This is a genomic window from Mobilicoccus massiliensis (genome assembly GCF_000826525.2).
GTDB lineage: Bacteria > Actinomycetota > Actinomycetes > Actinomycetales > Dermatophilaceae > Mobilicoccus > Mobilicoccus massiliensis.
In genome coordinates this window covers 738,378-750,423 of the sequence record NZ_LN651331.1, presented here as the reverse complement: position 1 = coordinate 750,423, position 12,046 = coordinate 738,378, and the positions used below count along the sequence as shown (strand labels likewise).

Annotated in this window: 12 protein-coding genes; 7 read left to right on the top strand and 5 right to left on the bottom strand. The window is 70.3% G+C overall.

Going from position 1 to position 12,046, the window contains the following annotated elements; genetic code table 11:
• The first annotated feature begins 167 nt into the window (after positions 1–167).
• A complete protein-coding gene (locus BN1197_RS16220; RefSeq protein WP_040161916.1) occupies positions 168–404 on the top strand; it encodes a DUF3046 domain-containing protein in 237 nt (78 codons plus the stop codon).
• A gap of 91 nt (positions 405–495) precedes the next feature.
• Here BN1197_RS16220 and BN1197_RS16215 read toward each other — a convergent pair whose 3' ends face one another.
• Both BN1197_RS16215 and BN1197_RS16210 read right to left on the bottom strand, forming a co-directional pair.
• Entirely contained in the window at positions 496–1,782 is a 1,287-nt protein-coding gene (locus BN1197_RS16215) for an aromatic amino acid transport family protein (RefSeq protein ID WP_052466867.1), read from the bottom strand.
• Between the two features lie 148 nt (positions 1,783–1,930).
• Positions 1,931–2,860 carry a universal stress protein gene (locus BN1197_RS16210; protein ID WP_052466866.1) on the bottom strand — a complete coding sequence of 310 codons (930 nt, stop codon included), beginning with the start codon at positions 2,858–2,860 and terminating at the stop codon, positions 1,931–1,933.
• A gap of 295 nt (positions 2,861–3,155) precedes the next feature.
• On the opposite strand from BN1197_RS16210, the gene recA reads away from it, so the two are divergent.
• Both recA and BN1197_RS17915 read left to right on the top strand, forming a co-directional pair.
• Positions 3,156–4,235, top strand: a complete 1,080-nt coding sequence (gene recA, locus BN1197_RS16205; RefSeq protein WP_245852016.1) for a recombinase RecA — start codon at positions 3,156–3,158, stop codon at positions 4,233–4,235.
• Between the two features lie 344 nt (positions 4,236–4,579).
• Positions 4,580–5,467, top strand: coding sequence for a regulatory protein RecX (locus BN1197_RS17915; protein ID WP_245851983.1), 888 nt, complete (start codon positions 4,580–4,582; stop codon positions 5,465–5,467).
• Positions 5,468–5,559: 92 nt separating this feature from the next.
• Here the strand turns inward: BN1197_RS17915 and BN1197_RS16195 are convergent, their stop codons facing one another.
• Positions 5,560–5,958, bottom strand: a complete 399-nt coding sequence (locus BN1197_RS16195) for a VOC family protein (RefSeq protein WP_040161909.1) — start codon at positions 5,956–5,958, stop codon at positions 5,560–5,562.
• Positions 5,959–6,489: 531 nt separating this feature from the next.
• Between BN1197_RS16195 and BN1197_RS16190 the strand changes: the two genes are divergently transcribed.
• Both BN1197_RS16190 and miaB read left to right on the top strand, forming a co-directional pair.
• Positions 6,490–7,221 (top strand): hypothetical protein, encoded by a 732-nt coding sequence (locus BN1197_RS16190; protein ID WP_217991211.1) that lies wholly within the window; start codon positions 6,490–6,492, stop codon positions 7,219–7,221.
• A 190-nt stretch (positions 7,222–7,411) separates the two neighbouring features.
• Positions 7,412–8,944 carry a tRNA (N6-isopentenyl adenosine(37)-C2)-methylthiotransferase MiaB gene (miaB, locus tag BN1197_RS16185; protein WP_040161904.1) on the top strand — a complete coding sequence of 511 codons (1,533 nt, stop codon included), beginning with the start codon at positions 7,412–7,414 and terminating at the stop codon, positions 8,942–8,944.
• Positions 8,945–9,158: 214 nt separating this feature from the next.
• On the opposite strand, the gene BN1197_RS16180 is transcribed toward miaB, so the two are convergent.
• Positions 9,159–9,371 carry an antitoxin gene (locus BN1197_RS16180; protein WP_040161901.1) on the bottom strand — a complete coding sequence of 71 codons (213 nt, stop codon included), beginning with the start codon at positions 9,369–9,371 and terminating at the stop codon, positions 9,159–9,161.
• Between the two features lie 143 nt (positions 9,372–9,514).
• On the opposite strand from BN1197_RS16180, the gene miaA reads away from it, so the two are divergent.
• Both miaA and dapF read left to right on the top strand, forming a co-directional pair.
• Entirely contained in the window at positions 9,515–10,429 is a 915-nt protein-coding gene (gene miaA / locus BN1197_RS16175) for a tRNA (adenosine(37)-N6)-dimethylallyltransferase MiaA (protein WP_040161898.1), read from the top strand.
• 12 nt (positions 10,430–10,441) lie between these two features.
• Positions 10,442–11,341 carry a diaminopimelate epimerase gene (gene dapF, locus BN1197_RS16170; RefSeq protein WP_040161897.1) on the top strand — a complete coding sequence of 300 codons (900 nt, stop codon included), beginning with the start codon at positions 10,442–10,444 and terminating at the stop codon, positions 11,339–11,341.
• 29 nt (positions 11,342–11,370) lie between these two features.
• Here dapF and BN1197_RS16165 read toward each other — a convergent pair whose 3' ends face one another.
• Entirely contained in the window at positions 11,371–12,006 is a 636-nt protein-coding gene (locus BN1197_RS16165; RefSeq protein WP_040161894.1) for a class I SAM-dependent methyltransferase, read from the bottom strand.
• Positions 12,007–12,046: the final 40 nt, after the last annotated feature.

Here is a 12,046-nt window from a genome sequence, read left to right as displayed (position 1 = left end):
ATTCGTCCATCGTGTCGCCCAGCGTGCCACCTGCCACCGACAACGCTCGCGACCCTGCCGACGCAGGCGACGCGTCCGACCCGACGGGCCTCGCTGGTCGTGCATCGCGGCGAGCTCGGCCCCACACCCGCGTCGCGGCTCCCCGCCCCGCGTGTTTGACTGCCCGGATGCGGGAGAGCGAGTTCTGGCGGTTGATGAACGACGAGTTCGGGGAGTCCTACGCGAACATGGTCGGACGCACCCAGCAGCTCGGCGAGCTCGGCGGCCGCACGGTCGTCGATGCCCTCGACGCGGGTGTTCCGCCCCGCCGCGTCTGGGATGCGCTGTGCGACCACATGGGGATCCCCGCCGAGCGCCGGCTCGGGCGCGACCTGCCGTTGCGGCGGGGCCCGATCGAGGAATGAAGACTTCCGATCTCGGTCGGCTCGGTTGCCTCGGTGCTCGATGCCTCGGTGCTCGATGCCTCAGTTCTCGATGCCTCGGTTATCGGTGGTCTCAGTTGAGGAAGCCGAAGAAGATGCCCGTCACGGCGACGAGTCCGGCGATCGTGACGAACACGTTGCTCCAGCGGCCGCGGTAGGGCTCGAGGGCCGGGACCTTGTGGATGGCGTACATCGGCATGAGGTAGAGGATCGACGCGATGACCGGGCCCGACAGGCGGTCGATGAGGTCGAGAATGCTCGGGTTGAGGATGGCGACGATCCACGTGGTGGTGAAGATGAACGTCGCGACGAGCCAGTCCTGAGCGCGGGGTGAGACGGCATCGACGCGGGCGTCGCCGAGGAACATCCGCGCGATGCTTCGCGCCCCCTCGGACGCCCCCATGTAGTGACCGAAGTAGGAGGACGTGATCGCGGCGATCGCGATGGCCGGGCCCGCGAAGCTGATGAGCGGGCTCTGCATGACGTTCGCCAGATACGACAGCACCGGCAGGTTCGACGCCGACGCCGCGCGCAGGCCGTCCTGCCCGAGCGCGAACGTGCAGGAGAAGACGAAGGTCATCGTGAACACGACGAGGGCGACCGCGACCACGAGGAGGATCTTGCTCGCCTTTCGTGGTGCGAGGGCGGGACCGTAGTCGCGTTGGAGGGCCACCGAGAACTGCGAGATCGCGGCCGCGTGTGAGAAGGCGAAGACGAGGACGGGAATCGTCAGCCAGACCGTCGCGCCCATCTCCAACGGCGGCTGCACGGCGGTCTGACCCTCGAGGTCCCACTCCGGGATGAGCAGCAGCGACACGCCCATCACGATGAAGGCCAGCGGCCACACGATGATCTGCGTGACGAGCATGGTGACGCGCTCGCCCGCGACCATGACGGCGGTGAGCAGGGCGATGAGCACCCCCGACAGGAGCCACCGTGGCGGCGACGGCATGCCGAGCTGGTTGACGATCGTGCTGTCGATCGCGTTGGTGATGCCGACGCCGTAGATGAGCACGATGGGGTAGATCGAGAGGAAGTACAGGACGCCGACGATCTTTCCCGCGGTGTCGCCGAAGTACTCGCGGGCGACGACCGTGATGTCGCTGTCGGGGTGCCTCGAGGCGCACACGAAGCGCGACAACGCCCGATGCGACAGGTACGTCATGGGCAACACGAGGGCCGTGACGACGATGAGGGTCCACAGGCCGCCCGCCCCGGCGTTCATCGGGAGGAACAGGATCCCGGCCCCGACCGCGGTGCCGAAGAGGCTGAGGGTCCAGTTCGTGTCGATCGCGGTCCAGCGGCGGTCCGATCCGCCGGGGAGAGTTCGGGATTCGGTTGTCTCGGCCGGCTCGGACACAGGTCCTCCTCGGTGCGGGGGGTGGTGATTCGCGAGCCTAGCGACCGCGTTGCGCCCGTGGGGAGAAGCGAGGGGGCCGTTCGGAGTTCAGCGCCCGCGCGGGGTACGACGGTCGATCGAGCGTCGTGCGAGAGTCGGCTCGGCGGGGTCAGGCTCCCCGGCGCGAGACGACGGCCACCGGGCACGTGGCGTCGGTGAGCATGTGCTGGCTCACGGACCCGAGCATCAGCCCGGCGAAACCACCCCGGCCCCGGGATCCCACGACGAGCAGGTCCGCACCCTTCGCCGCCTCGAGCAGGGCCTCGGTGGCGCCCGCCCGCGTGATGCGGACGTCGACCTCGACACCGGGATACTCCTGGGGCAGGTCGCCGAGAGTCTTGGCGACCCGCTGCTCGTAGCCCTCGACGACGCGCCCCCAGGCAGGGGTGTCGGGCGTCGTGACGACGACCCCGTCGACGACCTCCAGCCACCAGGCGGTCACCGTGGTCACGCTGCCGTTCGGCGCCGCGCTCTCGAAGCCGAACTGCAACGCACGGCGGGAGTCCGTGGAGCCGTCGACACCGACGACCACACGACGAGGCCGGTCATCGGCCGACGCCTGATCCGCCCCCCGGATCACGACCACGGGGCAGTGGGCGTACGCGGCGGTCTGCAGGGAGACCGTGCCGAGGATGGCGGCCGTCCGGCGGGAGCGGCCGCGCGTGCCGACGACGAGGAACGCCGCCTCGGTCGAGGCGCTGACGAGAACCTGGGCCGCGCCGCCCCAGGGCGCCGACGTCGTGATCTCCACGTCCGGTGCGAGCGCGCGCGCCCGCCGCTGTGCCTCGGCGAGGGTGCTCTCGGCGCCGTCGTCCACGTCGATGGAGCCCCACGCGATCGCGCCTTCGACCACGCCGGTGGGCATCGCGTACGACTCCCGGGCGAAGATCAGGTGCAGCCGCAGCCCCCGCCGTCGGGCCTCGGTGGCGGCCCAGACCAGCGCGGCCTCGGCCGGCGCCGATCCGTCGATCCCGACCACCACGGCACCGGTGGGAACGTCGGTCATGAACTCGTCGGAGGATGTGTCGTCGTTCGCCATGAGTTCAGTCTCGTCCCCTTCGCGGGGCGGGCGACAGGGCCGAAGTGCCCGGCGTGTCCGACCCCCTGCTGTCGCAGACTCGAACAGATGTTCGCTATCGTCCTCCACAGGTGTTCGCTCCGGGGGTCAGTCCTCCACAGCCTCGCGTCTGTGGTGAGAGGGCTGTCGGTGGGGGCATCTAGCGTCCGACCCGACACGCACACGCGTCAGGGTTGCCGGTGGGCGCGACCCCTTCGAACGAACAGAGAGCAGGTGCACGGTCATGGCCGCATCGACGAACACCGACCAGCGAGCGATGGATCAGCGCGTCAAGTCACTCGACACCGTGATGGCGCAGATCGAGAAGAACTACGGCAAGGGCGCGGTCATGCGCCTGGGCGACGACGTGCGCCCGCCCATCGGCACGATTCCCACGGGGTCGGTCGCCCTCGACATCGCGCTCGGCATCGGCGGGTTGCCGCGCGGCCGCATCGTCGAGATCTACGGTCCGGAGTCCTCGGGTAAGACGACGGTCGCCCTGCACGCGGTGGCCAACGCCCAGAAGAACGGCGGCATCGCGGCGTTCATCGACGCCGAGCACGCCCTCGACCCCGAGTACGCCAAGAAGCTCGGCGTCGACACCGACGCCCTGCTCGTCAGCCAGCCCGACACCGGTGAGCAGGCGCTCGAGATCGCCGACATGCTCATTCGTTCCGGGGCGCTCGACATCATCGTCGTCGACTCCGTCGCCGCACTCGTGCCGCGGGCCGAGATCGAGGGCGAGATGGGTGACAGTCACGTGGGTCTGCAGGCCCGGCTCATGAGCCAGGCGCTGCGCAAGCTCACCGGTGCGCTCAACAGCTCGGGCACCACGGCGATCTTCATCAACCAGCTTCGCGAGAAGATCGGCGTGATGTTCGGCTCGCCCGAGACCACCACCGGTGGAAAGGCGCTCAAGTTCTACGCGTCGGTGCGCCTCGACGTGCGACGCATCGAGACCCTCAAGGACGGCACCGAGCCGGTCGGCAACCGCACCCGCGTCAAGGTCGTCAAGAACAAGGTGTCGCCGCCGTTCAAGCAGGCCGAGTTCGACATCCTCTACGGCCAGGGCATCTCCCGCGAGGGCGGCCTGCTCGACATGGGCGTGGAGCAGGGCTTCGTTCGCAAGTCCGGGGCCTGGTACACCTACGACGGCGACCAGCTCGGGCAGGGCAAGGAGAATGCCCGCAACTTCCTCAAAGACAACCCCGAGCTCACTGACGAACTCGAGCGCAAGATCCTCACCAAGCTCGGCATTGGTGCCTACGCGCAGGCCGCAGCCGACGAGGCTGCGGCCGCCGAGAACGCCGAGGGTGCGGCGACCGGCAAGGTTGCCGAACCGGCCGTCGCGTTCTGAGTCGTGCGGCCGCGTGGCGAATCCGGCCGGCCGCGGTCGGTCGGGGCGCCGGTGACCGCGCGCGAGAGACTCGTGCCCGGTGAGTGCGAGCCGAGCGCCTCGGGCGCGACGGGTTCGGGCTCGGCTGGATGCGGGGATGACGCGCCGGTCGCGTGGTGCGGGGACGCGTCGTGACCGGGTTCGGGCGACAGGGCGCCCAATCACGACCGGATGCCGAATCACGACCGGACGCCGAATCATCGGAGGCGGCCGTTCGGCACGACGCCGGCGCGGGATCACGCGTCGATGCCGTGCCGACCGTCGGCGGGTCCCGCGTCGGTGACGAATCGTCGGACGGCGAGTCCGTGGAGGAACGACTCGCTCGGGCTCGTGCTGCCCTGGCCGAGGCGGAGGCGACGGCCTCCGCCTCGGCCAGGCAGGAGCATCAGGCGGCGGCGCGTCGCCCGCCCACGTCGTCCACGCGGGACGGCCGGGGCGGTCGTCGTGGCCGCAAGCGCGCGGTCCGCCGTGAGACGCAGGGGCCGCACGTCGATCTTTCTTCGTGGCCGGGCGCCTCCGGCCCGCCGCCGGAGTGGGTCGGAGCCCGGCAGGGTGTGGGCGCCGGTTCGGAGAGTGCAGCGACCGGCGACGGTACGGCGGACGCGGGCGATTCGGCGTGGGGCGTCGGCGACGGCGCGGCGGCGCGACCGGCCGCCGATGCCGCGTCGCGGCGGTCCCGTGGTGCGTGCGCCGGCGCCGAGCCGGACGAGCGGGAGGCCGAGGCCCAGGCCCGCCAGGTCGTGCTGCGTCAGCTCGCGATGGCTCCTCGCAGCCGGGCACAGCTGGAAGACAAGCTCGCCGCGAAGGACGTCGAGCCCGAGGTCGCGGCGGCCGTCCTCGATCGCTTCGAAGAGGTCGGGCTCGTCGACGACGAGGCGTACGCCGAGGTGCTCGTCCGTTCACAGCAGGAGTCCCGCGGGCTGTCCAAGCGCGGACTCCGTCACGAGTTGCGCAAGAAGGGCGTCGATCCCGACATCGCCGAGAACGCGTTGTCGGCGATCGACGGCGAGAGCGAACGAGCGCGCGCCGAAGAGCTGGTCGCCTCGCGTATGCGTCGTCTTCACGGCCTGCCGAAGGAGGTCCAGATGCGTCGTCTCGCCGGGTTCCTCGCCCGCAAGGGCTACCCGGGTGACCTGTCGTACGCGGTGATCCGAGACGCGGTTCACAACGCGCAGGAGCACACCCGCGACTGAGCCCCGCTCACGTCTCGCCCGACGCGCGACGGAGCTGAGCGACTCACCCGCGTCGACGGCGTCATCGGTGTCGACGGCCCGTGCCGCCTCGACTACTCGTCGGCGACGAGTTCGATCTCGAAACCCTCGGCGTTCTCGATGAACAGGGCCGTGTGCGTCGGTCCGCCGGCGTGGGGGTACCGCTCGGGGAAGAGCTCGGCCCAGCCGCGGTCACCGCAGAGCTGACGCAGATGATCGAGGTCCGCACGGGATCCGACGCGCAACGCGAGGTGGTTCAGGCCAGCGTGGTGACGGTTCTGAGGTCCGGTGATCGCGGCGGACGCCTCGAGCACGACGTAGACGCCGCTCGGATGCTGCCAGATCCTGCCGTTCGACCAGCCGCCCGCGGTGTCCTCGCGCCACCCGAGTTCGGTGAAGAGCCAGTGGAACGCGGCGCCCGTCGCGCCGAGATCGCGGGTCCATAGCTCGATGTGGTGAACCACGTTGGCCATTTTCGAACCGTAACGGAGGGATCTGCCTGCATGGCGTTCCGGCGGGTGTCTGGGGCTGGATCGACTGTCGCGAGCTTCGCCGAAGGGATCGAACACACATCTGTATACAAACCTCAAAACCAGCACGTAAGGCGACCGCATCAGATAATCTGGGGTCAGCTACCGAGACGGATGTTCGGAGGTGTGTGTGGTGTCGTGTGCGGTGCTGGAAGCGCCTCCGGAGTGGGGTGTGGGTGAGCCGGTGGATGCTGCGTTGTTCGAGGGGTTGTCGGATGAGGCGGTGTTGGTGGAGTTGGAGAAGGTGGAGCGGTTCTCGGCGTGGTTGGCGGCGCGGGGTTTGTCGTTGACGCAGCGGTTGCTTGCCTCGCGGGTGGAGGCGGCGTGGGATCGGTTGGCCATCATGAGGTGGATTGGGCTGCGGGCGGGGCGAGTTCGGAGTCGAACGTGTCGGCCAAGGATCGGCGGGGTCACAATCACAAGACGCGGGGGACGTGGCGTAGTCGGCGGGAGGCGGGGGTCAACGGTGAGATCGTGTGGACGACTCCGGCGGGGCGCACGTATGCGACCACGCCGTGGGACTACCGCGACAGCGAGCCGACATCACCGGAGGCGATGAGAGCCAACCACGACCGGCTCGTGCGTGAACACGCCGCGGCGCAGGAGCGTCAGGCGTCTCGTAGTGGCCTGTCGATGCACGAGGTCGGGAGCGGTCGCGTGGATATCGGTGTCGGCGCGGTCCACCGCGGCATGCCTGCCGGTGCGGCGGCGGGGTTCGAGGCCGACCGGGATTCGTCGCCGGGTGTGACGCCCGGTGCGAGTGTCGACGTGAAGGCCGGCGCCGCGCGCAGTTCGGTGGTGGAGTTGGGTGCGACGCGAGTGTGTGGCCGGAGCATCCGGCGGGTGGCTGCCGCGACGGGGCTCAGCCCGCAGGACGTGCTCGCCGACCTCGTGGCGATGATCGAGAACCGCGAGGCGCTCGATATGTACGACACGACCGGCGCCCTCATCACGACGCCGGCGGGGGATGGGGATGAGGGGAGTGCGGTGCCGTTCTCCTCAGCTGCGGTCGTCACCCCAACCGTCACGCAGGCCGTACCGACCTCACGGGCGACGGCGAGATCGGCAGCAGGGAGCGGCGCGACGGGCATCGAACCCGATGACGATCCGCCGACACCGATCCGCATCCGGCGACGGCGGAGGCGCGCCACACCGTCGTCCGAGACGCCGTGGGCGCAGCGCGAGGCAGGACCGCCGCCGTTCTGACGCCGGTACGTCACCCCTGGGGCATTCGTGCTGGTCACTTGGTGGGCCGGTCGTCGGGGCGGAGACGCGTTGCGAAGCTCATCCCGTTCGGTACCGAAGACCTACCGTGGGTCGCGTGGCGAGGGGCGGCGGTGCGCCCTCGCCACGCGACTCGGCGGAATCCGCGTCGCGCCGTACCCTGGAGGGCGCGATGACGACACAGACCTCCTCCAAGACGTATGACGTGCGCACCCACGGGTGCCAGATGAACGTGCACGACTCCGAACGCCTCGCCGGGCTCCTCGAGACGGCGGGGTACGTCGACCTGCTCAGCGTGCCCGAAGGGGAGCGGCCCGATGTGGCCGACGTCGTCGTGTTCAACACGTGCGCGGTGCGCGAGAACGCCGACAACAAGCTCTACGGCAACCTCGGCCAGCTGCGGCCGGCCAAGACGCGCAACCCCGACATGCAGATCGCCGTCGGTGGATGCATGGCGCAGAAGGACCGCGACACGATCGTGCGCCGCGCACCCTGGGTCGACGTCGTCTTCGGAACCCACAACATCGGCAGCCTGCCCGCCCTGCTCGACCGGGCCCGCCACAACAAGCGCGCCGAGGTCGAGATCCTCGAGGCGCTCGAGACGTTCCCCTCGACTCTGCCCACGCGTCGTGACTCGGCGTACTCGGGCTGGGTGTCGATCTCGGTGGGGTGCAACAACACGTGCACGTTCTGCATCGTTCCCAGCCTGCGCGGGAAGGAGCAGGACCGCCGCCCCGGCGACATCCTCGCGGAGGTCGAGGCGCTGGTCGCCCAGGGCGTCGTCGAGGTCACCCTTCTCGGGCAGAACGTCAACAGCTACGGCGTCGAGTTCGGCGACCGGCAGGCGTTCTCCAAGCTCCTGCGCGCCTGCGGCGACATCGACGGCCTCGAGCGCGTCCGGTTCACCAGCCCCCACCCGGCCGCGTTCACCGACGACGTCATCGACGCGATGGCCGAGACGCCCAACGTCATGCCCAGCCTGCACATGCCGCTGCAGTCCGGCTCGGACCGGGTGCTGAAGGACATGCGACGCAGCTATCGCAGCACGAAGTTCCTGCGCATTCTCGAGGCGGTGCGCGAGCGCATCCCCCACGCGGCCATCACGACCGACATCATCGTCGGGTTCCCCGGCGAGACCGACGAGGACTTCGAGGCGACGCTCGACGTCGTCCGTGCCTCACGCTTCAGCAGCGCGTTCACGTTCCAGTACTCGATCCGGCCGGGCACGCCCGCGGCGACGATGGAGAACCAGGTCCCCAAGGCCGTCGTGCAGGAGCGTTTCGAGCGGCTGGTCGCGCTCCAGGACGACATCTCGTGGTCGGAGAACCGCAAGATCGAGGGCCGCGACGTCGAGGTGCTCGTCGCTCCGTTCGAGGGTCGCAAGGACGCCGAGACGGCGCGCATGTCCGGCCGGGCGCAGGACAACCGGCTCGTGCACTTCGCCCTCCCCGACGGACTGTCGGAGTCGATGCGTCCGCGTCCCGGTGACGCGGTCACCGTCGGCGTCACCTACGGCGCCCCCCACCACCTTGTCGCGGACTCGGCGCTTCGCGGGGGTACGTTCGCCGTCCGTCGCACCGCCGGCGGTGATGCGTGGGCCGCGAGCCAGGACAACCCCGTGCCCGGGCGCCCGGCCGTCTCCCTCGGGATGCCGTCGATCGGTCGGCCGGCTGCCGCGCCGATGTCGGCCCCGGTCTGTCGTTGAACGAGACTGGAACTCAGCGAGAACCTCATCTGCCCCACCGACTCCTGATCCGCGCAGTCGACGCTTCATCTGCGCGCCCGGCCCCCCGATATCCGCGCAGAACCCCTCGGATCCGAGGCGCCAGACGTGCATCTGGGGAGCAGCGCACGCGTCGCGACACGACGAAGGGGCCCGGACGATCCTCGTCCGGGCCCCTTCGACGGCGCGTGTCAGCTCACTGCTGCTGCTGACCCTGCTGCTGGTCGTCCTGGTTGGTGCCGAGGTGCTGCTTGACCTGGTCGGCGCCCTGGTCGATGTGGTCGCCGTGCTGACCACCGGTCTTCTCGTTCGCCATCTGACCGGCCTGGTCGATGCCCTGGTTCACCTGGTCGGGGTGCTGGCTCGCAGCGTTCTTGGCCTGGTCGGCAAGGTTGTCGAACTGGCTCATGCTGTTCTCCTCGAGTCGACGAGATCGTTCACGCCGCCGGCGGACGACGACAGTCCCACCCTTGCCCACTGCACGCCCAAGAGAAAACACCGCCGCTCGGATGGTGAGACCTCGCCCACGGCACGCGATGGCAGACTGCGGGCATGACCTCCTCGCCCACGCCTCCGCTCGTGGCGGTGGTGGGGGCCACGGCGACGGGCAAATCGGCGCTCGCGCTCGACCTGGCCGAACGACTCAGCGGGGAGATCGTCGGGGCCGACGCGTCTCAGCTCTACCGCGGCATGGACATCGGCACCGCCAAGGTGCCGGTGGGCGAGCGGCGCGGGATTCCCCATCACCAGATCGACGTCCTCGACATCGACCAGGACGCGAGCGTCGCCGCCTACCAACGCGACTGCCGCGCCGACATCGATGCGATCTACGCCCGCGGCCGGGTACCGCTGCTCGTCGGCGGCTCCGGGCTCTACGTGCGCGCCGCGGTCGACCACCTCGAGATCCCGCCCACCGACGCGACCGTGCGCGCCCGCCTCGAAGCTGAGGCCGCCACCTCGGGCACCCCGGCGATGCTCGCCCGCCTCCGCGAGGTCGATCCCGAGGCTGCTCTTGCCATCGAGCCGAACAACGTCCGTCGCATCGTCCGCGCTCTCGAGGTCGTCGAGCTCACCGGCAGACCGTTCTCCGCGACCATGCCGCGACGCGAGTACCTCCGACCGACCGTGATGCTCGGCCTCGGTGTCGAGCGCGCCGTGCTCGACGAGCGGATCGCGCGTCGCACCGCCCGGATGTGGACCGACGGCCTCCTCGACGAGGTCGAGCAGCTCGAGGAACGCGGCCTCTCCCGCACGCGCACCGCCTCCCGGGCCGTTGGGTACCGGGAGGCCCTCGCCCAGCTCGCGGGCCGCATGCGCGAGCAGGAGGCGATCGAGGCGACGACGACGGCGACCCGGCGGCTCGTGCGCCGGCAGGAGAGCTGGTTTCGCGCCGACCCGCGCATCGCGTGGCTCGACGGCACGGCCCCCGACCTGCTCGACCGCGCGCTGTCGTCGATCCACACCTGAGACACTGCGGGAGTGAGCGACGCGACCCGAGAGATCCTGCCCTTCACCAAGGGACACGGCACCGAGAACGACTTCGTGCTCGTCCCCGATCCCGAGGGTCTCCACCCGCTCGACGACGCCCAGGTGCGCCTCCTCGCCGACCGCCGCGGCGGACTCGGTGGCGACGGAGTCATCCGAGTCGTACCGACTCGCCTCGCCGAGGAGCCCGACGTGCGGGCACTCGCCGCCGAGGCCGAGTGGTTCATGGACTACCGCAACGCCGACGGCAGCCGGGCCGAGATGTGCGGCAACGGAACCCGCGTCTTCGCCGCCTACCTCCTGCGCGAGGGGCTGGCCACCGGGGATCGGGTGCCGATCGCGACCCGCGCGGGTGTCAAGGTCGCTGACGTCTCCACGCAGGAGGGCGGTGAGACCTCGTACGCGGTCGACCTCGGCCCTTGGCGGCTCACGCATCCCGACGCTCCGGCAGGGCCCGGTTACGACACCCTCGTCGCCCTTCCCGGGCTCGATCCACTCCCCGGGTTGAGCCTCGACCTCGGCAACCCGCACGTTGTCGTGCCGCTGCCCGAGACCGTCGACCTCATGGGGATCGACCTCTCCGACGCGCCCGTGCTCAACCCCGCGCCGGCAGGCGGCGCGAACGTCGAACTCGTCCAGCCCCTCGGCCCGGGACACCTGCAGATGCGCGTTCACGAACGCGGCGTGGGGGAGACCCGCTCGTGCGGCACCGGCGCCGCGGCCGCGGCCCTCGCGCTGATGACGTGGAGCGGTCAGCCACAGGAGAACGAGAGCTGGCGTGTCGACGTGCCCGGAGGCACGCTGCACGTGCGCGCTCTGCCCGGTCAGCGCGTCGAGCTCGCCGGCCCGGCCACGCTCGTCGCCGACGGCACGGTCATCGTCCCGCGTTCCTGAGTCCCGCGCTCCTGACGATGCTCCAGAGCTCAGGCGGGTTCCTCGTCCGGCGCCAGGTGGTGGTGCACGGCGAGCACGCGGAACCCCTTGGCCGAGGCGAGCCTGCTCGTGGCGAACCGGGAGCCGAGCGTGCCTCCGAGCCAGGCGTGCAGGGAGTCGGCCCCGAGGTTCTTCTGGACGACGAGGTAGGCGGTGCCACCGGGCAGCAGGCGTGGGAGCCACTGCAGCAGCATGTCGTGGAGAACGGCCTTGCCCACGCGGATGGGCGGGTTCGACCAGATCGTGCCGAAGCGCAGGTCACCGGGAACATCGTCGGGCTCGGAGGTGCGGACGTTCTCCAGCGCGAGACGGGCCGCGTTGCGTGCGGTGAGGTCGAGTGCGCGCCGGTTGACGTCGACGCCCCACACGGTCGCCTCGGGCGAGAGCGTCGCGAGGGTGAGGGTCACCGGACCCCAGCCGCACCCGAGGTCGAGCAGGTCACCGTGCTCGGGCGGGTCGGGGACCTCGCGCAGGAGCACCGACGTGCCGAGGTCGAGGCGGTCGGGGCAGAAGACTCCCGGCGCGGTCTCGACGGTGACGCGGCGCCCGACGAGGTCTACCGCCAGCTCGCGACGCTGCTGCGCACTGGCCGGATCGGCGGTGAAGTAGTGCTCCTGCTCGTTCACCAGGTGAGCCTAACGGCGACCGCACTGCCGCGCCGGTCAC

What these genes read in the sequence shown, in the direction of transcription:
- recA (WP_245852016.1), top strand. Translation starts at nt 3,156, where the DNA reads ATGGATCAGCGCGTCAAGTCACTCGACACCGTGATGGCGCAGATCGAG.
- BN1197_RS16210 (WP_052466866.1), bottom strand. Translation starts at nt 2,860, where the DNA reads ATGGCGAACGACGACACATCCTCCGACGAGTTCATGACCGACGTTCCC.
- BN1197_RS16180 (WP_040161901.1), bottom strand. Translation starts at nt 9,371, where the DNA reads ATGAGCCAGTTCGACAACCTTGCCGACCAGGCCAAGAACGCTGCGAGC.
- miaA (WP_040161898.1), top strand. Translation starts at nt 9,515, where the DNA reads ATGACCTCCTCGCCCACGCCTCCGCTCGTGGCGGTGGTGGGGGCCACG.
- BN1197_RS16195 (WP_040161909.1), bottom strand. Translation starts at nt 5,958, where the DNA reads ATGGCCAACGTGGTTCACCACATCGAGCTATGGACCCGCGATCTCGGC.
- miaB (WP_040161904.1), top strand. Translation starts at nt 7,412, where the DNA reads ATGACGACACAGACCTCCTCCAAGACGTATGACGTGCGCACCCACGGG.
- BN1197_RS16220 (WP_040161916.1), top strand. Translation starts at nt 168, where the DNA reads ATGCGGGAGAGCGAGTTCTGGCGGTTGATGAACGACGAGTTCGGGGAG.